The organism is Litorilituus sediminis (genome assembly GCF_004295665.1).
Classification (GTDB): domain Bacteria; phylum Pseudomonadota; class Gammaproteobacteria; order Enterobacterales; family Alteromonadaceae; genus Colwellia; species Colwellia sediminis.
Window position 1 is genome coordinate 2,094,813 of sequence record NZ_CP034759.1, and the last position, 19,927, is coordinate 2,114,739.

Here is a 19,927-nt window from a genome sequence, read left to right on the forward strand (position 1 = left end):
AGCTACCCTCTCAGTAGATCCAATACTAGCATTAGTGCAGCAATACTGCGTGCTTCATTGAAATCTTCTTGTTGTAATAAGCGCTTGTAATCGGCTAACGGCCACGAAACCAATTCAAGCGGCTCTGGCTCATCACCCGGCAATGACGCTTTAAATAAGTCTTGCGCTAAAAATATATCCATTTTGGCATTAAAAAATGCCGGCGCCATCATTACTTGGCTAATTTTGGTCAGCTTTTGGCTGCCATAATGAATTTCTTCTTTAAGCTCTCTATTGGCTGCTTGCTCTGCTTGCTCACCTTCATCAATAAGCCCTTTAGGAAAGCCTAATTGATAATTATGTGTTCCGGCGCAATATTCTCGCACTAACAACAAAGTATCGTTATCAAGCATAGGTACTATCATTACAGCACCTCTACCACTACCTTTCATGCGTTCATATTGCCTTTGCTCGCCATTGCTAAAGGTGAGATCTAACTGCTCAATGGCAAATAGTCGGCTCGAGGCCACTTGCTTTGTCTGTCTGATTATAGGAAGTTGGTTTTTATTACTCATTTCGCCGACAACATTTAGCTTCATACTCATCATGATATATCGCTATAATGACACGATATTCAACCATATTGGAACCGCTAAATGTTTAATTGGTCAGAAATTTCTACTGTGTTAATTGATATGGATGGCACCATATTAGACTTACACTTTGACAACCACTTTTGGCATGAACACTTACCACTTCGCTATAGCGAAAAAATGTCAATTAGTTTGGCGCAAGCTAAAGAAGAACTATTGCAAAATTATCAAGAGGTTGCCGGTACTATCGAATGGTATTGTTTAGATTATTGGCAAGCACAAACTAAACTGCCAATCACCACCTTAAAGCGAGAAATACAACATCTTATTCAACTGAGAGATGATGCTCATGCCTTTTTAACCGCATTAAAAAAAGCCGGTAAAGATGTGGTTTTAGTTACTAATGCTCATCCCGATGCCTTATCTTTAAAGGTAGAAAGAACCCAGTTAGATCAGTATTTTGACACACTATATTCAACCCATGAGTTTGGCGTTAGCAAAGAGTCGCAAAAGCTATGGCAACAACTACAAGCCAAACACGGCTTTGACAATAACAGCACCTTATTTATTGATGATAGCATCAACATTTTAAAGTCTGCACAAAGGTTTGGTATTAAGCATTTACTTGCCGTTGCCAACCCTGATAGCAAAAAAGCCGTCAATGTGATTGACGACTTCCCCGCTATTACAGACTTTAATTGTTTAGTTGCTGATATTTTGCAAAATAGTTAATACCTTCAACAATGAAGGCTTATATCTAGAGCGATTAAATATTAATACGATAACGACCTTGATTATCAGCTTTGCCTAAGAAAGGTAAGGCTGATTTAAGCTGCTCTGGAAATTTAGCGCCAGGTTTTAGGTGTCCTTGACCTGAAATTTTTCCTTTATCACGAATATAGGCGCTAAAGGTTAAACCTAAATCATTTTTCGGCTCTAAATTAACCGCGATAGCGCCTTGTTCACAGCCAATATCTGCAGCTAATTTACCTAGTTTAATGTTTTGCTCAAGCGCGATAACGCCTGCCCTTAACCAATTTAGCTGACCACTTGCTTGTGTGCATTGCATACTATCACCTAAGCTAATAGCTAACGCAGCTAATTGCATCTCAACATTACCTTTTGCTGTAACCGGCAAAGGTAGAGCAATTTGCTGAGCAATAGTATTAGCAGGTATCAATACATCGACATCATTAAGCATAAGCTCACTAGTTGAAGCAGTTAAAGTAAGTTTTCCTTCAGGCCCCGGCAACATAGCATCACCAAAAGTTAAATCCACTTGAGGTGATAAAGTAAATAGCGACCAAAAACTTAAGCTGCTGTTAACTTTTTGAATTTGAGTATTGGTTATTACAACTTGCTCAATATTTGTTTGCCAGATGGTTCCTGAAACACCATAAATGCCAACGTTTTTCGGTAGCGTTAACTTGCTCACCACAAATTGAGCCGGCAATGTTGCTAGCACAAACACTAAATAAGCTACTAGGAATATGCCTGTATAGGCAAAATACTTCTTCATAAATTTCTCTTAAAATTGCTCGATTAGCGTCTGGCTAGTTGTAGGCGGCGAACTTTCACTTCTCCAGCGTTATCGCCTTTGGTTAAATCTATCGCTTTAACTTGCAAACCCTCATTATTAGCAAGATGCTCAAGCCAAAATAATAACTGGGTAAATGGCGCGCTATCTATCCATACTTGTAACGTATCGCCTTGAGGTTGCATACGCGTAATGGTTAACTGATGAGCATTAGCGCTACGGTTAATGATGCTAGACAAACTGCCCTTACGATTATCTGAGCCAGTTGTTTTTTTAGCGCGCTGGTAATGCGCCGTGTTATCTTGAACCCAAGTCAACAACTCTTGCTGCCTTTGTAACTTGCTAGTGCTGGTTTTAAACCCTGAATTCATCGGTTGCCAGATAAGGCTATAGATAATAAATACAGCAATAGCGACAGCCATCACGGCTACTAGTCTTTGCTCTCTAATATTTAATTGTTGCCACCAAGCTTTCATTATTTATCACCTCGAGTCTTGTTGGCTAAATTAACCTGACCTTGTCGACCACGCTTCTGCCCTGAGCCAGCCTTATTTACAATACTAAATGAGCCTGTTACCTGCTGCCCTTGGTTATTCTGTGCACCTTGTTTTACCGTCAACCCGGTATTTTCCAAAGCACGTTGAAACTGTTCAAAGTGCTGGTAGCTCGAAGCCATTGCCTGAATACGTAATTCTTGACGCTTACCGTCAAACTTCAATGAGCTTGGCTTTAACGATGGCACCTTGCTAAAAGCAGGCTGCACTTTGGCAAGGAGTGCTAAGAAGCCTTCACTATCACTAGTGCTACCAAGCTGGGCGAGTTTTTGGTTAAGTTGCGATTTAATTGTTGCTACGCGTACCCGTTTAGTCTCAGGGAAAGCTTTTTTATAGGTATCAACAATCTCTTGCTCCACCTGTGCCAATTGAGCGTTCACTTGCCACAGTTGAGCACCTTTATAAGCAAAGGTTAACAACAAAGCAAAGGCAGCAAAGCTTGCCACTAGCAACCAATTTTTAATCGCAACACCATGCTGACTTTTTACTTTGAATTCACCTTGAAGTAAGTTAAAGCTCACTTTCTTACTCTGTTTTGCCATTAATGCTAAAGGCAATTCTTCAGGCATAACATGTAAGTTAAGATTATCATCACAAGGTAAGGCTGAATAAGCATCGATAGCTATCGCATCTTCATCATTTGCTAAAGCTTGGCACTGCATTTGCCAAGTTATGGCATCTAAGGTAAAGCCTGACCACTCTCCTTGCCTAACAACCACAGGTGATAAGTTATGCTCGGCTAAAGCAATAGCACTCCAGCCTTGCTCAGCTATGGGCATTAATAACACTTCCGGTACTATGCTGACCGCCTTAATGCCAGCATCAGCAAGCCAAGATTGCCACAACTGCATTTGCGCCCGTTCTACAATGGCGGTAAAACAGTTATGACCTTGTTCATCAGTGCCCACATCATGAAACGCGAAAAACAACTGTTCTACATCTTGTGCTAAATCATCTTCTAGCATATAAGGAACAGCTTGCTTGACTGCACGGCTTGATTTGCCTGGAACGGTTAAACTTTTCAGTAAAACATCGCTACTTGGCACGATAACTTTGACTTGTCGTTGTTGTGCTTTTTCGGTTAGCTCACTAAGCTTTTGCGCATGGCTAAGCTCTCCGCTGGCAATTATCTCTTGCTCAGCAGTGGAATAAACTAACCACTGAATCGCCTCTTGTGCTTGACTACCAAGGCGAATAAATAAAGTTTCTGCCACTAGTTACGTCCTATAGTACGACTAATTATATGAATTTGCTGATCTTCAGCCACTTGCATCACTGAATTTAAAGTGAAGTAGCTGTTATTAAAGCTTGTCGTTGCTGTTAGTTTAAAGTATTCACTATCGACAACAAACAGCTTTTTTTGCTCTTCTTCTAATTGGATTTTACTCATCTCAGGTGAGTTAAGAAAATCTTCTATTTTCTCAAAGCCTTCTTCTTCGCGTGCAGCAAGGATTTCTTGTGCTTCATCTAATCCTGAATCTAGCAATGCTTGTAATAACTCAGGCTTTTCTGCATCTAAGGTATTAATATTGATTAATAACTGGTTGTTCTGCTCTAACACGCACACATAAGGCTTTAACGCTAATATCACTTGCGGAGTAAAATGCTCAATCAGGCGCAATTCACTTACGCTTGATAAATAATTATTTGCCGCAAAATAAGGAAACTCTTTTGAGGCATAATCATCATCTTCTGCGCCACCAGTACCAGTAATAAAACCATCTGGATCTAACCAATCAGTTAGTGCATCAGCCATAGACTCAGCCTCAAAAGAGCCGATCCCTTCAACATTGAGTGACTCAATTAGCTTTTCAAAGGCTGCTCGTGCCGCAGGTTTTCTATTACCTGTGCCACTGCCAGAGTCTTGTGATCTATCTATGGCTAAGGCGTTTAAATTAAAGCAACTTTGCAAGTCAGTTATCACACCGGTTATTTCACCATACTCTACCGGATAAGTGGTTTCTTCCTGCGCCCAAATTTGACTTAAGTGAGTCACATCTGGCTCATCTTTAAATGAGGTTATTAGCACTCGCTTGGTAAATTCTTCCGCCCCTTTGGCATACCAGTAGGCTTGCTGGTTAAAGCTAGCGTTAACACTACGCTGCATTTGCATTTGTAAACGTGTGGTCATTTGCGCGGCAATAATTGCGGCTAAAGCCACAATCAACATAACCGTTATTAAAGCAACGCCGCGCGGCTTTTGGCTAACCCTCGTCATTGTCAGCCCCACTACCGAGATCACCTGCGACTAAAAACTGGCGACGAATAATACCAAAGTCTTGGCTGTCCACTTCTATGGCAATAGCTAAAGGTAAGCTAGGCTTAGGCCAAGTATCTTGCCACTTTTTGCCATCATAATACTGAAAGCTAATTTTATTTACCTGCTTAAGTAGCGGTCTAACTTTCGGCTCTTGCCCTACTACCGCATCAACAAAGTTATAATGAAGGCGCTCAAGTACCTCATCGTTCACTCTATAGGCCACCGCCTGCATTTCACTGCGAGGCAATAGCCAGCCAGGGTTAGTCCAACCATGGCGAACAAATAATAGCGCCTGTTCATTATCAATAAAGCTTTCTTCTGAGCTTTGTAAAAACTTATTCTGCGCCGCTTCACCATTAATGCGCATAGTACGACGGGCAATTTGGCTTAAATCTCGCTCGATAATCAAAAATGCACGTTGTAATTCGTTATGGCGTTCTGAGCGTAACTTTGAATTTTCATCGCCACGCAGCACAGTATCAAAAATGGTAAAGCTGGCTAAGCTAACAACGGAAAAAATAGCAATAGCGATCAACACTTCTAACAGCGTAAAACCTGATAATAACTTTAACTGTTGCCTACTTGGCTGCTTGATAATAGTCATAACTAAGGTTTTGTTTGTGCCAAATAGGTCATTAAACTTGCCGTTGCCAGCTCATCGTCTTCATTCGCTCGCACTTCCATAACTATCGCGCGCATTTCATTATTAGCCGTCTTAACCACCTTTTGCTGCCAGAACCAAGTTCTGCCAGCCATTTCCACTTCACCTTTCTTATTATTTTTTGGTGGCCAAGTTTCATCTAAGCTGGCAGCCACTAACTGATTAGAAGCAACCCAGTTAGCAAACATCTTTTCTTCTAAATGATTTATATGACGAAAGTTATTATCTGCCGCCCCTAACAAAGCAACACCGGCGATCGCAAATACAGCCATTGCCAGCATGACCTCAATTAAAGTAAAGGCTGCCACTTTGCTTTTTTTACTAACCGCTAATTTAATCATCAAGCACTGGCCCTTCAATGGTTAGCGGAATACTGTATAAAGCCGTTACTCGGTAAGCTAGCTCTTCTGTGTCATTAAGTAATGAGGCTTCATCGCTAAAACTAAAGGTCAGGCTAAACGGGGTAATATCCCCGCCTGATAAGATATACACTTGAGGAATAATTTTCTCTTCTTGCTCTTCTTTAGATAACAGGGTGAAGTCTTCTTCATCCTGCTCTTTATAAACATCAGAATTAAACAGTTGTAGCTCTTCAAGAGGCAAATCATCAAGCTCTAAGCTAAGCTCAACTTCAGGCGGTAATTGCTGAATAGCGACCCAATCTTGTTCAGGAATTTCTGTCCACTTAGTGCCGTCATAACCTAAGAATTGATAACTGTCTTTTTTAACAATTAAACCCAACTCAACATTGTTCAGTAAACCGTAATCACTGGCCGCTTCAAAAATAGCGGCAAACTGCTGGCTCGACTTTTTCAAGATATCTTCAGGACGCTCACCAAAAAAGGTAAATTGCACTAAGCTAACAATAATACCAATCAAGGCAACAACTACCATTACCTCAATTAAGGTAAAGCCTTTGTTGCCTTTCTTTTGTGTTAAGCGAGGTTGAGAGAAAGCCATAATGAAATGAAGCGTTAATTTTGAATTAACAAGCGCTTATCCAAGGCGATAAATACGACGTTTAGTTCGCTAAACGAGTATTTCTCAACGCAGAATAAGCGTTTTTTAAACAAAATTATTGGAAGTCGCCCAAATTCCAGTTGCCTATGTCGTCTTCGGTACCTGCTTCACCATCGGGACCAGCAGAGAAGACATCCATTTTACCGTGCTCACCTGGATTTAATAAAATATAGTCATTACCCCATGGATCTTTTGGTAAACGTTTAATATAACCATCTTCTGGGAATCGACGCGGCTCTGGCTCAATATCCGTTTGCTGAACAAGCGCTTCTAAACCTTGCTCTGTTGTTGGATAGTCATAATTATCCATCTTGTATAAACTAAGCGAGGTTTCTAGTGCAGTTACATCAGATACTGCTTTTTGCATATTGGCGCGCTCTTGGCTACCCATTAAGTTGGGTACTACCATACTTGCTAAAATACCTAAGATCACGATAACCACCATGACTTCTAATAAGGTAAAACCTCGTTGTGTTGCTTTATTCATATTCATTTCCTAATAACGCACTTTAAAAGATAATAATGTTAGTACTCACTCCCTCAGTACTAACCTAATAATACCAATTGAATTAACTAGTTGCTCATTCAGCGAGAATTAAAAGGCTTATAGGCAAGGCATTGATTGCAGAGAATGGTTATTCCCTTGTCAAAATCAATAACACAGCATATAAGCTTTTTAAACTCGCCCTTGGGAGCTTGTCAGGAAGTTGATAATTTAACAATTTTTTTGCTGAAAAATGACTACACCAGCATAAATTTGCTTTATCTCACCACTCTGACAGAGCTCTGAACTGTTCAAATAATTATTTCACTTGGTATTGTGAACTTAACCGCCCACTAAACTGTTCAATTGTAATATTGGCTGTAATATTGCCATAACAATAAATAATACTACGCCAGCCATAGCTACCATCAATGCTGGCTCAAAAGCTTTCAATGATATATTCACCAAAGCTTCAAATTCTCTATCCTGATTATCTGCCGCTCGCCCTAGCATATGCTCTAACTGGCCACTTTTTTCACCACTGGCGATCATATGTAGCATCATCGGCGGAAATAGTTTTGTTTGCTCTAACGAGACACGCAAACTCGCGCCTTCACGTACTTTATCTGTTGCGCCTTTAACTTCCTGCTTAATATATAAGTTATCAAGTACTTCGCCAGAAATACGCATACTTTCAAGTAATGGCACGGCACTGGCGGTTAATATACTTAAGGTTCGAGCAAATCTTGCCGTATTGACACCACGGGCAACTTTACCAATACCTGGAATATTCAGCACCTTTTGGTGATACGCTAATTCAAAGCTCGGCTTTTTCATTAATTGAGAAAACACCAACATCAAAATAGCAATAAGCATAACAATACCCAAGCCATAGGCTTGTAAAAAGTCACTACTGGCAATTAAAAATTTCGTCGTACCAGGTAGATTTGCGCCCATATGCTCAAACTGACCAACAATTTTTGGCACCACAGCGGTTAGCAAAATAGCGATAACGCCAACGGCAACTATGGTCATTATGATTGGGTAAACTAACGCTTGAATAAGCTGAGAACGCATTTGCTGCCTTTGCTCAGTATAATCAGCTAAGCGATTCAGTACTTTATCTAAGTGCCCTGATTTTTCACCCGCAGCAACCATAGCTCGGTACAAACGGTTAAAAACCTTAGGGTATTCCGCCATACTTTCAGCTAAACCATAGCCTTCGGTAACTTTACTGCGAACCCCCATCACCATACTTTTAATACGATTGTTATCACATTGCTCTGCAACCGCCATTAATGATTCTTCTAGCGGCAAGCCTGATTCAACTAAGGTAGCTAATTGACGAGTGATTAATGCTAAATCTGCCGCAGATACTTTCCCCCTGCTGCGATCAGTTAAACCACTGACTTTACTGGAGCTGGTTTTAGATTTAGCTAGCGTTGCTGTCACTTCCAGCGGCATTAAACCTTGCTCTCTTAACAAGGTTCGCACTTGCCTTGGTGTATCGCCTTCGATTACACCTTTTTTAGTTTTGCCTTTCGCATCTACTGCTTGATAATCAAATGCTGCCATAGCTGTTACATCCTAGTCTTCACGTGTTACACGCAATACTTCTTCTAGGGTAGTTTGCCCAAGCATTACTTTATCAAAACCATCACGACGAATACTGGCGCTAGTTTTTCGAATGTACTTTTCAATGGTTTGCTCGCCATGACCGTTATGAATAAGCTCACGTACCTTATCATCAACCGTTAACAGTTCGTGAATACCTGTTCGGCCTTTGTAACCTTTAAAGCTACACTCTTCACAGCCAACCGCGCGATAAATCACTTCAGTTGAGCCCTCAGCCAAACCTAATAGCTCTCGCTCTTCTTCATCAGGCAGGTGACTTTCACGACAGTGCGGACATAAGGTACGCACCAAACGCTGCGCTAACACACCTAATAAGCTTGATGAAAGTAGGAAAGGCTCAACCCCCATATCTTCCATACGGGTAATAGCGCCAGCAGCGGTATTAGTATGAAGTGTCGATAACACTAAATGACCTGTTAAACTCGCTTGTACAGCAATTTGTGCGGTTTCTAAATCTCGAATCTCACCAACCATGACCACATCAGGATCTTGACGTAATATTGCTCTTAAACCACGCGCAAAGGTCATATCTACCTTAGTATTAACTTGGGTTTGCCCTATACCTTCAATGGCATATTCAATAGGGTCTTCAACCGTTAAAATATTGCGCTCTTTAGCATCAATTTGTGATAAACCTGCATATAAGGTGGTACTTTTACCTGAGCCGGTAGGGCCTGTAACCAATATAATGCCATGCGGTTTATCAATTAACTGTGAAAAGTTAACACGCACCGCATCTGTCATACCTAAATCTTGTAAATCTAAGCGGGCGGCATTCTTATCCAGTAAACGTAATACTACTCGTTCACCATGACCTGTTGGCATAGTAGAAACACGCACATCTACCGCTCGACCACCGATTCGCAACGATATACGACCATCTTGTGGGATACGTTTTTCGGCGATATCAAGCTTTGCCATTACCTTAATACGCGAAACTAATAACGAGGCAAGTTTACGGTTTGGCTTTAAGACTTCTCGTAACACGCCATCGACGCGAAAACGAATTTGTAAGGCATTTTCAAAGGTTTCAATATGGATATCAGAGGCGCTTTCTTTAATGGCCTCGCTGAGCATGGCATTAATTAATTTGATAATTGGCGCATCATCTTCATTTTCGAGCAAGTCTTCACTTTCAACCATCTCATCAGCAAGTGAATAAAGATCAACTTCATTACCTATATCTTCCATCATTTGCTGTGCTTCAGATGAATCTCGCTGATATGCCTGTGTAAGCAATAATTCAAAGGCGGTTGGCTGTAAAATATCAAAAACAAAAGGTGCTTTTAAAATACGGCGCACTTCTAAAACGATATCAAAATTAACCTCTGCCAAACAATGCAATGTATATAAACAACCATGGGGAGCTTCTTCTTCATTACGGCTGATTAAGACACTATGACGCTTAGCAAAAGCAAACGGCAATAACCATGAGTTACTCGCTTGCTCTTCTGCTACGAGTAATTCATCGTCTTGCTCTGCGGTTTGTTCTGGTACTAATTCAACAGTCATTAGTGTTTTTCTTCCGCTGCTTTTTTATCTTTCTCGGCATCAAGAAACTTTTGATAATCTTCTAACGATGGCTCTTGCAACTTATCTTGCTGTTTCTGCTCTTTAATTGACTGCTGATATTCTTCAAATGACGGTGGCAAGGTTAATTTATCATCCCACTCAGGCAGAATTGGCATGTTCTCATTACTCATTAATGATAAGCCTTCTTCGTGCTTACGCAGTTGATCGGCACGAATATAGTTATATTTCGCTTGGCTCATCTCTGACATTAAGGCACTATCACTAACGATCGTTGGGCGTAAGAACACCATCAAATTACGCTTGCGCGTACTATTAGTGGTTGATTTAAATAAATGGCCAAGGATCGGAATATCACCTAGTAATGGTACTTTTTGCACGCTTTCTTGTACGTCTTCATCAATTAAGCCACCAAGAATAACGGTTGCGCCATTTTCCGCCATAACGGTAGTTTTGATTTCTCTTTTATTAATAGAAATATCAACACCTGTTGCGCCACTTACGGAAGAAACTTCTTGCTCAATAATTAGTTGAACCGCATCACCTTCATTAATTTGTGGCGTAACGCGTAGCTTAATACCTACTTCTTGTCGTTCTACCGTTTGAAATGGGTTGTTATTATTACTGCCCGTTGCCGAGCCAGTAATAATTGGCACTTCTTGACCAACAATAAAATATGCTTCTTCATTATCTATGGTAGTGATACTTGGCGTAGCTAAAATATTGGAATTAGTATCACTACTCACCGCCTGCACAATAGCGCCCCAATCATTCTTCATAACGCCAAACATCATACCGCTAACGTTACCGAGCACTTGAGCGAGTAGCGTATAATCACCTTTAGTCGCAGGATTATTAGACTCTGTAATCGTCCCATCAGGGTTTGTTACTTTTGTTTGACTAGCTTCTTCACCTTCAGCTGCATATGCTCCAGCCGCTACTTGACTAATAGAGGCAGGGCCATTAGTAAACTGGGTAAAACCACCTTGCTCGTTATACCATTGCACGCCTAAGCTAACGCCATCGCCTTCTAATACTTCAACAATAATGGCTTCAACCAAGACTTGCTTTCGTGGAATATCGAGTTGACGAATAACCGCCTCTAAAGACGCTAACATATCTGGCTGTGCGGTTATAACAATAGCATTAGTTGATTCGTGGGCATCAATACTGATATCACGTTTTTGACTAGCGCGAGATTTAGTTGTTGTACCTTTACTTTCTTCAGCAATAGACTCACTAACACCTTTAAGTACCTTAACTAAATCTTCTGCTTTTGAATATTTTAAATAATAGACTCGAGTATTACCGTTAGTTTCTAGCTCGCTATCTAAACGCTTAACTAATTTAGCAACACGTTCACGCGCCTGAATTTCACCGCTGATAATAACGCTGTTCGATCTATCGTCGGCAACAATTTTCGGAATTAAAAAGGTTGGCTGTGCTGCTTTGGCGCCACCTGTAGGCTTGTTCATGGCTTCAATAATACGAACCATTTCACCCGCTGAAGCATATGCTAACTTGATGATTTCTACGTCTTGGTCACCGGCTCTATCAACGCGTTCAATAATTTTAACTAAACGATTCACCGTTGCCGCGGTTCCCGTTAGCATAATAACGTTAGCAGGGTCGTAGTTAACCACATTACCGCCACCTGCTTGGTCTGACAGCTGTCTTAATAATGGCACTAGCTCACGTACGGTAACATTTTTCACTTCCACAACACGGGTGACCATTTCATCACCAAGAATATTGCTACCACTCCCAACAACTGGAATAGCCGCTGTTTTAGCATCCTTATTGCGAATGATTTTAATAATGTTGTTATCCATTTCTACGGCCGCATAACCGTATACTTCAAGGACATTTAAGAAGAATTGATAATATTGCTCTTCTGTTAGCAAGTCATAGCTACGAACATTGATTTTGCCACGAACATTAGGATCAACAATCATGGTCTTCTTCAAGTTTTTACCGACAATATTGACAAACTCAGCTATTTCCGTGCCCTTAAAGTTCGGCGAATATTGTGCAGCAAAAGACTGGCTGACCAAACAAACCGTGTTAATTGCACATGCCGCAGTAATCGCTAGTAGCAAATGCTTAGCCTTAGAAAAGCTAGATTTATTTTGCGTTAATAAAGAGGCGCTTTGGCGCTTGAAAAGATTCATCATAATTATTATTTTCTCAAATCATTAGCTAATCAATGCTAAAGAGGATTTCCGTTAAACTTCCATTGCGATCAACTAATAATGAAACATCTCTAGCTTGTTTCATTTCAGCTAACGCTTGTGCGGCTTCACTAGCAGCGGTTAAATCGAAGCCATTCATTTGTACCGCAACATCACCCGGCATTAAACCCGATGCTTTAAAAAAGTCTGCTTTTTTACCTGGCCTTAAAGCATAGCCAATGATTTTACCTTGCTTACGCTTAGGCTGAATACGCAAATAGTCCGTTATTTTACCCGGGTCTTTTGTTAAATCTGCACGAAGATCTTTTGCTGATGCGCTTAACTGTTTATTATTACGTTGATCAAGCACTTCAGACTTTTTCGGGCTAGGACGACTCGTTTTTTTCGTGGTCGATGCCGTTTGTTCAATAGCACGTGCTGGCTTTTTAAAATCAAAACCTTCTAGCATTAAGGTTTCTAAACGGCCTGATTGTTTTATCAGCACTCGATCCATCAGTACTTTTTCTAAACTCGCTCGAGTACCTTTAATTAGATCACCAATACCATAGGTTTCTTGTTTACCTTGATACTCAATAATTGCCGCTGCTGTTTCAACACTATCACTGGCAACCAAGCCAGATAATACCAACTTCAATTTAGTTTCTGGCGCATCTTGCACTTCAACTACAGTTTCTTGCTTTTTATCTTGTTCGTTATAAACCCCAAACAAGTTTAACGCTTGTAACTCAGCAATGTTAAAAGACTTATTTGTATTAGCCAGAGCAGTATTAGACAAGCCAGTTGCGGCCACAGGCTGAGTCATTGCAGGTTGCGGCACAAGCAACCAAGTTATTTTGGCAAAAACATAAGCAACATAAATCAATAATAAAATACTGATCAGTTGGGCTATTTTTTTCTGCGGTAACTTAGCAGCTAAGGCTAAGTAAGGTGTCATATTAGAGGGAAACGCCATACTTCACTTATTGTTTACCATGACTTTTTATTCTGTTGAATGGTAATTATTTATAATTTCAAAAGTAAATAAAAAGTAAATTTTTTTTAAGGTTAAGCTTCCGATAATACTTGAGCAATCGCTTAGCAACAAGCAATGGAGGCAATTTTTAACTATTATTTACAAAACAAGGTGCGATTTTATAGAGAAAAAATGACACTTATGTTAATTTGCGCACAATTTTTCAGGGTAAGCTTCACATCTTATGCTGAAATAACTTAGTTACATTTTTTATCGTTACACAACTAGGGCAACTTTTAACATAAATAGTTCCATGTAGCGATACGCAGGTACTTATTTTATGGCAGCATCTAAAGCCGAAAAAGATAACAACGCTACTCGCTTAGATAAGTGGTTATGGGCAGCAAGGTTTTATAAAACTCGCGCCATTGCCAAACAAATGATTGATGGCGGCAAGGTTTTTTATAATGGCCAACGCACTAAATCAGGTAAATCAGTTGCCTTAGGCGATATTATAAAAATACGCCAAGGTTATGAAGAAAAAGAAGTTGAAGTCATTGCCCTTGCAGATAAAAGGCGCGATGCCACCTTTGCCCAGACCCTTTATCAAGAAACAGAGCAAAGCTTAGCCAGCCGTGAAAAAAATGCTTTAGCGCGTAAGCAAGGCATTTTATTAAGCCCTGCCAGTGAAACTAAACCAGATAAAAAACAACGCCGACAAATCAGGCAATTTAAAGAAAGGATGTAATTCCATGAGCCAATTTGATGTATTAAACCGCTATTTATTTGCCGATTGCCACGCACGTGGTGAACTAGTGCAACTAGATGAAAGCTATAAAGCCATCCTAAAAAATCATAACTACCCTGTTGGTGTTCAGCAATTGCTGGGTGAAGTACTAGCAGCAACCAGCCTATTAACAGCCACCTTAAAGTTTGAAGGTGAAATTACTGTTCAATTACAAGGTGATGGCCCTATCGGTTATATTTCAGTAAATGGTAATAACAATCAGCAAATGCGCGGTATTGCCAAGCTTAAAGAAGCAACACAAGCAACAGGTCTAAGAGCGCTTATTGGTAAAGGCACTATGGTTATCACTATTCGCCCTAGCAAAGGTGAAGCCTACCAAGGTGTGGTGGCACTTGAGCAAGATACTATTGCAGGTTGTTTAGCACACTATTTTGAGGTATCAGAACAAATTCCAACACAAATTTGGCTTTTCACAGATACTGACAAACAGCAAGTGGGCGGCGCTTTAGTACAATTGCTACCAGATGGTGAAGATAAAGCCAAGCAACAAGCTGACTATGAACACTTATGCCAATTAACCAACACAATTAAAGCAGAAGAGATCTTTACCTTAGAAGCTGAAGCTTTGCTGTATCGCTTATATCACCAAGAGCAAGTTAATTTGTTTGACCCGCAAGCGGTTAGCTATGTGTGTGGTTGTTCAGAAGAGAAGTGTTTAGCGGCAATTTCACAAATTGAACCAAGTGAAATTAAAGCCATTTTGGCTGAGCAAGGCAAAATTTCGATGCACTGCGACTATTGTTTAACAAGCTACGATTTTGATGAAGCTAAACTACAAAGTTTCATTTCGAAAGTTTCTCATTAAAAACAACTTTCAATTATTAGCTTTTTTTACTTGTTTATGCTTTTTTTTAGTTCATCATTAGATTAAAGCATAAACAACAGCCCCTCTTTAAAACCTTTATTTTCCTTATTCATCTTCACTTTTATTAAACAAATCATCGCAATATTGCCTCATTCATGTCAGTTATAGTGAAAACTTTCACAATAAACGATTTTTTTCTTTCGTTTTGTTAGTTATTCGCCTAAAATACCGCCTGATTACAAGTATGAAAACTTTCACCCCCAAAAACTATTTGTCATACCTAGGAGAAGATGTGCTATGACCGCCTTAGAAAACTCAATTGATTTGTCACAATACGGCATTACTGATGTAAGCGATGTTGTTTACAATCCATCTTATGAGTTACTTTTTGCTGAAGAAACTAGAGCTGATTTAGAAGGTTTCGATAAAGGCGTTGTCACTGAACTAGGTGCTGTTAACGTTAACACAGGCATTTTTACTGGCCGCTCTCCAAAAGATAAATACATTGTTCGTGATGATTCAACACGTGATACTGTGTGGTGGTCTGATCAAGGTAAAAACGACAACAAACCTATGACACCTGAAACTTGGGATCATTTAAAAGGTTTAGTGACGAAGCAATTAAGTGGTCAACGTTTATTTGTGGTTGATACTTTCTGTGGTGCTGACGAGTCGACACGTTTAAAAGTACGTTTTATTACCCAAGTAGCATGGCAAGCACACTTTGTTAAGAACATGTTTATCCGTCCAACAGAAGAAGAGCTTAAAACATACCAGCCTGACTTTGTTGTGATGAATGGCGCAAAAACAGTTAACGATAAGTGGCAAGAACAAGGTTTAAACTCTGAAAACTTTGTTGCCTTTAACTTAACTGAAAAAATTCAATTAATTGGTGGTACTTGGTACGGCGGTGAGATGAAAAAAGGTATGTTCTCTATGATGAACTACTACTTACCACTGCAAGGTATCGCTTCTATGCACTGTAGTGCTAACGTTGGTAAAGATGGCGATACCGCTATTTTCTTCGGTTTATCTGGTACAGGTAAAACTACGCTGTCAACCGATCCAAAACGTCAACTAATTGGTGACGACGAGCACGGTTGGGATGACAACGGCGTATTTAACTTTGAAGGTGGTTGTTACGCGAAAACAATCAAGCTGAGCAAAGAAAACGAACCTGATATCTACAATGCTATCCGTCGCGATGCCTTATTAGAAAACGTAACGGTTGATGCTGATGGCAAAATCGATTTTGATGATAACTCTCGCACTGAAAACACCCGTGTTTCATACCCAATTCATCATATTGATAACATTGTTAAGCCAGTATCTCGTGCCGGCCACGCAAAGAAAGTTATTTTCTTAACCGCTGATGCCTTTGGTGTGTTACCGCCAGTTTCTAAGCTAACACCTGAGCAAACTGAGTACTACTTCTTATCAGGCTTTACTGCTAAGCTTGCTGGTACTGAGCGTGGTATTACTGAGCCAACACCAACCTTCTCTAGCTGTTTTGGTGCGGCATTCTTAAGCTTACACCCAACACAGTACGCTGAAGTTTTACAAAAACGTATGGAAGCTGCTGGTGCAGAAGCTTACTTAGTAAACACAGGTTGGAACGGTACTGGTAAGCGTATTTCTATTAAAGCAACTCGTGCCATTATTGATGCTATCTTAGATGGTTCAATTGATGATGCAGAAACTACTGTTATCCCTATGTTTAACCTAGCAGTACCAAACAGTGTCGCAGGTGTTGAAGGTGACATTTTAGACCCTCGTAATACATACGAAGATACAAGTGAATGGCATAACAAAGCGGTTGATTTAGCAAACCGTTTCGTGAACAACTTTGAGAAGTTCACTGATACAGAAAATGGTAAATCATTAGTTGCAGCAGGGCCGCAGCTGTAACGATACCCTTCGCGGTTAGTTTCATGACTAACGAAAAAGCCTGTTAGCTAGCTAACAGGCTTTTTTATTGCTGACCCGTGCTAAAAAACCAGTACATAGATTAGAAAGTTAGAGGCAAGGACACTTTAGCCTGCAAACCACCAGACTCTTTATTCGATAAAGTCACCTTACCACCATGGGTATCAATAATACGCTTGATAATCGCTAGACCTAACCCACTACCCTCTGTACCTCGTGCTGTATCGCCTTGGGTGAAAGGTTGGAATAATCGTTCAATATCCGCTTCTGGTATACCATCACCATTATCACTGACAATAAAATAGGCTGTATTGTTGCGGGTATCAACACCAGTAAATACTTCAATTTCCCCTTCAGTATAACGCAGCGCATTTTGCACTAAATTCGCTAAAGCCCGCTTAATGGCAACATGCCTTAAAGGTAGCTTAGGACAGTCTTGTGGATGAAAGGTGATAACCCTATCGCTTGGCGTTTCAACATTAAGCACTTCTTCTACTAAAACGTTTAAGTCACCTAACTCGGCTTTATCCTTACTGTCATGGCGAATATAATCAATAAACTGATCGATAATATTGTTCATATCATCAATATCGCTTTCTATGCCTTCTTTTAAAAAAGCATCTTGTTCATTCATCATTTCGCTAGCTAAGCGAATACGGGTGAGCGGCGTTCTTAAGTCGTGAGAAATACCAGCCATCAACAAGTTTCTATCATCTTCTAACTGCTTTATACCTTTAGACATATGATTAAAGGCTTGCGTTACCGCCATAATCTCCGAAGTGCCGCGCTCTTTTAACGGCTCAGGAAAATCACCTCGACCGACATCTTCAGCGGCTTTTTGCAGCGCTTTAAGCGGCCTATTTAGCTGCCGAACGAACACCCAGCCGCCCATAACGCTAAGCACACCAATAATAGATAAATACAGCATTAATGGAGAAATATTGGCTTCTTCAAGACCAAGCAGAGGTATTTTTACCCATAAATGTGGCGCTTGTGGCGGACGGATCCAAAACAGATATTCATCACCTTCTGAAATTCGCACTTCTGCTGGGCCACCGAGTAACATCGACATTTGTTCAGAGCGATACGGGTAATATGCCGCCTTGGCTAACCCTAAGCGCAGGGCATCTTGCTCGCGATAAACCCCTATACCGGTTTCATGGTGGAAAGCTTCCGCCATTTTCGGGCTCAAATTGGCATCTTTAATATCAATAAACACTACCCGCACCTGCTTAGCCAACAACTGATTCATTTGTTGCTGATTTGGCTCTATGACATATAAAGCAAAAGAAATGTAGGTAACCACCTGATTAATAAAAAGCAAAAAGCCAATTAATAAAACGGTTTGATAAAAAGCACTGCGTGGGATTATTTTCATTGAGGAATGTCTAAATAGTATTGGTGAGCAGCTAAATTATTCAACAAGAATAGATTTAGCGCTCACTAAATTGCAGGGTTATGCCGGCGTACCGTCTGGTACAAATACATACCCTAATCCCCAAACCGTTTGCAGGTATCTTGGCTTGGCAGGATCATCTTCTAACATACGACGCAAACGTGAAACTTGCACATCAATACTGCGTTCTAATGCCGAGTAATCTCGACCACGGGCTAGATTCATTAATTTATCGCGAGATAACGGCTCTCTTGGGTGCGTTACTAGCGCCTTTAATACTGCAAACTCACCACTGGTAAGCGGCATACTCACATCATCTTTTTGCATTTCACGCGTAGCTAAGTTTAGCTGGTACTCGCCAAATTCAATGATATTTTCTTCTAACGATGGCGCACCAGGTGCTTCTTGTACGCGACGACGTAATACCGCTTTAATTCGTGCCAATAGCTCTCTTGGATTAAATGGCTTAGGCATATAATCATCTGCACCTAGCTCTAAACCAATAATTCTATCAACCTCATCCCCTTTCGCGGTTAACATAACAATAGGGATGTTATTTGATGCTTGGCGTAAGCGACGGCATATAGATAAGCCATCTTCACCCGGAAGCATCAAGTCAAGCACTAACAAATGAAAGTTTTCCCTTTCAAGTAGACGATCCATTTGCTCCGAGCTCGCGGCACTTCTTACCGTAAAGCCTTGCTCTACTAAATAGCGTTCCAGCAATGAACGCAAGCGCATATCATCATCTACTACTAAAATTTTCTGCGTTTCATGTGTCATAGTTTTCTCACATAGCTATATTCGTTAGTTACTGCCACTATAATTGATATTAAGTCGCAATCATAAAAACCAAAGGTAAAAGCCAACAAGTATTTGTTACAATTTATGAATATAGCACGATTACACTGTAATTATATGCGCTGTGCTATTTTAAATAGTGAATCGACTGCTCAGTGACACATTGAGTAAAACTGCGTTGTCGTTCACTTCGAGATAATGAAGCAATCGCTTGCTTAACCAGCTTCATTTTTTGCTTTTTTTCTTGTTCGGGTAAATGCGCTAATTGATCATGAAAACAGCCAAGTAAACCAAAATTTAATGCCGCTTCTGATTGCATATTATCTTCCCCTAAACAATCAGCAAGTTTTTCTGCAAGCTCACCTTTATCCATTTTCTGCACTAAATCTTTTAACTGGTAATTCTGCTCATCGGTTTTACGCGCTCGATTACAACTAAAAAACATATCCGCGACAGCAACAACAGGGATCAACTCCTCGTGCTGTTTGGAAAAGCGCATCTTTAACCAAGCATCGCGATCAAGGCTATTATCACTGTTTTGTGTACTCGCACTTGCATAACTTGTCAGAGGGTTTATAGCTAGCATGGCTAAAAGCAGATTTATCGCTAACAAAGGTAGTATTTTCATACAATTAAGGCTCAAGACTTTTCAAACATATTCAATAACGCTATTGTGCTTTATCATCTAGATTAAGTATAGAATAATCTGAACTCGAATTGCGCTTTCTTTAGTTTGCAAATTAACCTCAGGCTACATAAGAAATAGCGATAAATTTATTTTATTAATGACTTAT

General features: G+C 40.2%; 20 protein-coding genes. 4 read left to right on the forward strand and 16 right to left on the reverse strand.

Annotation, left to right across the window (positions count from 1 at the left end; translation table 11 throughout):
- Positions 1-2: 2 nt before the first annotated feature.
- Complete coding sequence (gene nudE, locus EMK97_RS09360) at positions 3-554, reverse strand: ADP compounds hydrolase NudE (protein ID WP_130604441.1); 552 nt, start codon at positions 552-554, stop codon at positions 3-5.
- 81 nt (positions 555-635) lie between these two features.
- On the opposite strand from nudE, the gene yrfG reads away from it, so the two are divergent.
- Positions 636-1,304 carry a GMP/IMP nucleotidase gene (yrfG, locus tag EMK97_RS09365; RefSeq protein WP_130601542.1) on the forward strand — a complete coding sequence of 223 codons (669 nt, stop codon included), beginning with the start codon at positions 636-638 and terminating at the stop codon, positions 1,302-1,304.
- 34 nt (positions 1,305-1,338) lie between these two features.
- On the opposite strand, the gene EMK97_RS09370 is transcribed toward yrfG, so the two are convergent.
- The 12 genes from EMK97_RS09370 to gspC form a co-directional block, all read right to left on the reverse strand.
- Positions 1,339-2,091: a type II secretion system protein N gene (locus EMK97_RS09370; protein WP_130601544.1), complete on the reverse strand. Its 753-nt coding sequence runs from the start codon at positions 2,089-2,091 to the stop codon at positions 1,339-1,341.
- 23 nt (positions 2,092-2,114) lie between these two features.
- Complete coding sequence (gspM, locus tag EMK97_RS09375; RefSeq protein ID WP_130601546.1) at positions 2,115-2,585, reverse strand: type II secretion system protein GspM; 471 nt, start codon at positions 2,583-2,585, stop codon at positions 2,115-2,117.
- The gene (gspL, locus tag EMK97_RS09380; protein WP_130601548.1) at positions 2,585-3,877 is read right to left on the reverse strand and encodes a type II secretion system protein GspL; all 1,293 of its coding nucleotides are present in this window, start codon (positions 3,875-3,877) and stop codon (positions 2,585-2,587) included. The genes gspM and gspL overlap by 1 nt, the downstream gene beginning before the upstream one ends.
- On the reverse strand, positions 3,877-4,881 hold the full coding sequence (gene gspK / locus EMK97_RS09385) for a type II secretion system minor pseudopilin GspK (RefSeq protein ID WP_130601550.1): 1,005 nt from the start codon (positions 4,879-4,881) through the stop codon (positions 3,877-3,879). Before gspK ends, gspL begins: the two co-directional genes overlap by 1 nt.
- Positions 4,868-5,527 (reverse strand): type II secretion system minor pseudopilin GspJ, encoded by a 660-nt coding sequence (gene gspJ / locus EMK97_RS09390; protein WP_130601552.1) that lies wholly within the window; start codon positions 5,525-5,527, stop codon positions 4,868-4,870. The genes gspK and gspJ overlap by 14 nt, the downstream gene beginning before the upstream one ends.
- A 2-nt stretch (positions 5,528-5,529) precedes the next feature.
- Complete coding sequence (gene gspI / locus EMK97_RS09395; RefSeq protein WP_130604442.1) at positions 5,530-5,925, reverse strand: type II secretion system minor pseudopilin GspI; 396 nt, start codon at positions 5,923-5,925, stop codon at positions 5,530-5,532.
- Complete coding sequence (gene gspH, locus EMK97_RS09400; RefSeq protein ID WP_130601554.1) at positions 5,918-6,544, reverse strand: type II secretion system minor pseudopilin GspH; 627 nt, start codon at positions 6,542-6,544, stop codon at positions 5,918-5,920. Before gspH ends, gspI begins: the two co-directional genes overlap by 8 nt.
- Before the next feature lie 115 nt (positions 6,545-6,659).
- The gene (gene gspG / locus EMK97_RS09405) at positions 6,660-7,097 is read right to left on the reverse strand and encodes a type II secretion system major pseudopilin GspG (RefSeq protein ID WP_130601556.1); all 438 of its coding nucleotides are present in this window, start codon (positions 7,095-7,097) and stop codon (positions 6,660-6,662) included.
- 333 nt (positions 7,098-7,430) lie between these two features.
- Positions 7,431-8,663 carry a type II secretion system inner membrane protein GspF gene (gspF, locus tag EMK97_RS09410; protein WP_130601558.1) on the reverse strand — a complete coding sequence of 411 codons (1,233 nt, stop codon included), beginning with the start codon at positions 8,661-8,663 and terminating at the stop codon, positions 7,431-7,433.
- 12 nt (positions 8,664-8,675) lie between these two features.
- Complete coding sequence (gene gspE / locus EMK97_RS09415; protein WP_130601560.1) at positions 8,676-10,235, reverse strand: type II secretion system ATPase GspE; 1,560 nt, start codon at positions 10,233-10,235, stop codon at positions 8,676-8,678.
- Positions 10,235-12,427 carry a type II secretion system secretin GspD gene (gspD, locus tag EMK97_RS09420; RefSeq protein ID WP_246028920.1) on the reverse strand — a complete coding sequence of 731 codons (2,193 nt, stop codon included), beginning with the start codon at positions 12,425-12,427 and terminating at the stop codon, positions 10,235-10,237. Before gspD ends, gspE begins: the two co-directional genes overlap by 1 nt.
- Before the next feature lie 25 nt (positions 12,428-12,452).
- The gene (gene gspC, locus EMK97_RS09425; protein WP_130601562.1) at positions 12,453-13,397 is read right to left on the reverse strand and encodes a type II secretion system protein GspC; all 945 of its coding nucleotides are present in this window, start codon (positions 13,395-13,397) and stop codon (positions 12,453-12,455) included.
- Between the two features lie 340 nt (positions 13,398-13,737).
- On the opposite strand from gspC, the gene EMK97_RS09430 reads away from it, so the two are divergent.
- The 3 genes from EMK97_RS09430 to pckA all read left to right on the forward strand — a co-directional run bounded on the left by EMK97_RS09430 (position 13,738) and on the right by pckA (position 16,918).
- A complete protein-coding gene (locus EMK97_RS09430) occupies positions 13,738-14,145 on the forward strand; it encodes an RNA-binding S4 domain-containing protein (protein ID WP_130601564.1) in 408 nt (135 codons plus the stop codon).
- A 4-nt stretch (positions 14,146-14,149) separates the two neighbouring features.
- Entirely contained in the window at positions 14,150-15,010 is an 861-nt protein-coding gene (gene hslO, locus EMK97_RS09435; RefSeq protein WP_130601566.1) for an Hsp33 family molecular chaperone HslO, read from the forward strand.
- A gap of 297 nt (positions 15,011-15,307) precedes the next feature.
- Complete coding sequence (pckA, locus tag EMK97_RS09440; RefSeq protein ID WP_130601568.1) at positions 15,308-16,918, forward strand: phosphoenolpyruvate carboxykinase (ATP); 1,611 nt, start codon at positions 15,308-15,310, stop codon at positions 16,916-16,918.
- Between the two features lie 100 nt (positions 16,919-17,018).
- On the opposite strand, the gene envZ is transcribed toward pckA, so the two are convergent.
- The 3 genes from envZ to EMK97_RS09455 all read right to left on the reverse strand — a co-directional run bounded on the left by envZ (position 17,019) and on the right by EMK97_RS09455 (position 19,761).
- Positions 17,019-18,314: a two-component system sensor histidine kinase EnvZ gene (gene envZ, locus EMK97_RS09445; RefSeq protein WP_130601570.1), complete on the reverse strand. Its 1,296-nt coding sequence runs from the start codon at positions 18,312-18,314 to the stop codon at positions 17,019-17,021.
- A 78-nt stretch (positions 18,315-18,392) separates the two neighbouring features.
- Positions 18,393-19,115, reverse strand: a complete 723-nt coding sequence (gene ompR / locus EMK97_RS09450) for an osmolarity response regulator transcription factor OmpR (protein ID WP_130601572.1) — start codon at positions 19,113-19,115, stop codon at positions 18,393-18,395.
- Positions 19,116-19,260: 145 nt separating this feature from the next.
- Entirely contained in the window at positions 19,261-19,761 is a 501-nt protein-coding gene (locus EMK97_RS09455) for a hypothetical protein (RefSeq protein WP_211342292.1), read from the reverse strand.
- Positions 19,762-19,927 lie beyond the last annotated feature (166 nt).

Coding starts and splice junctions, on each gene's coding strand:
- ompR (WP_130601572.1), bottom strand. CDS start 19,115: ATGACACATGAAACGCAGAAAATTTTAGTAGTAGATGATGATATGCGC.
- gspE (WP_130601560.1), bottom strand. CDS start 10,235: ATGACTGTTGAATTAGTACCAGAACAAACCGCAGAGCAAGACGATGAA.
- gspK (WP_130601550.1), bottom strand. CDS start 4,881: ATGACGAGGGTTAGCCAAAAGCCGCGCGGCGTTGCTTTAATAACGGTT.
- gspD (WP_246028920.1), bottom strand. CDS start 12,427: ATGATGAATCTTTTCAAGCGCCAAAGCGCCTCTTTATTAACGCAAAAT.
- EMK97_RS09455 (WP_211342292.1), bottom strand. CDS start 19,761: ATGAAAATACTACCTTTGTTAGCGATAAATCTGCTTTTAGCCATGCTA.
- gspJ (WP_130601552.1), bottom strand. CDS start 5,527: ATGACTATTATCAAGCAGCCAAGTAGGCAACAGTTAAAGTTATTATCA.
- nudE (WP_130604441.1), bottom strand. CDS start 554: ATGAGTAATAAAAACCAACTTCCTATAATCAGACAGACAAAGCAAGTG.
- gspH (WP_130601554.1), bottom strand. CDS start 6,544: ATGGCTTTCTCTCAACCTCGCTTAACACAAAAGAAAGGCAACAAAGGC.
- envZ (WP_130601570.1), bottom strand. CDS start 18,314: ATGAAAATAATCCCACGCAGTGCTTTTTATCAAACCGTTTTATTAATT.
- pckA (WP_130601568.1), top strand. CDS start 15,308: ATGACCGCCTTAGAAAACTCAATTGATTTGTCACAATACGGCATTACT.
- EMK97_RS09430 (WP_130601564.1), top strand. CDS start 13,738: ATGGCAGCATCTAAAGCCGAAAAAGATAACAACGCTACTCGCTTAGAT.
- gspG (WP_130601556.1), bottom strand. CDS start 7,097: ATGAATATGAATAAAGCAACACAACGAGGTTTTACCTTATTAGAAGTC.
- yrfG (WP_130601542.1), top strand. CDS start 636: ATGTTTAATTGGTCAGAAATTTCTACTGTGTTAATTGATATGGATGGC.
- EMK97_RS09370 (WP_130601544.1), bottom strand. CDS start 2,091: ATGAAGAAGTATTTTGCCTATACAGGCATATTCCTAGTAGCTTATTTA.
- gspM (WP_130601546.1), bottom strand. CDS start 2,585: ATGAAAGCTTGGTGGCAACAATTAAATATTAGAGAGCAAAGACTAGTA.
- gspF (WP_130601558.1), bottom strand. CDS start 8,663: ATGGCAGCATTTGATTATCAAGCAGTAGATGCGAAAGGCAAAACTAAA.
- hslO (WP_130601566.1), top strand. CDS start 14,150: ATGAGCCAATTTGATGTATTAAACCGCTATTTATTTGCCGATTGCCAC.
- gspI (WP_130604442.1), bottom strand. CDS start 5,925: ATGATTAAATTAGCGGTTAGTAAAAAAAGCAAAGTGGCAGCCTTTACT.
- gspC (WP_130601562.1), bottom strand. CDS start 13,397: ATGGCGTTTCCCTCTAATATGACACCTTACTTAGCCTTAGCTGCTAAG.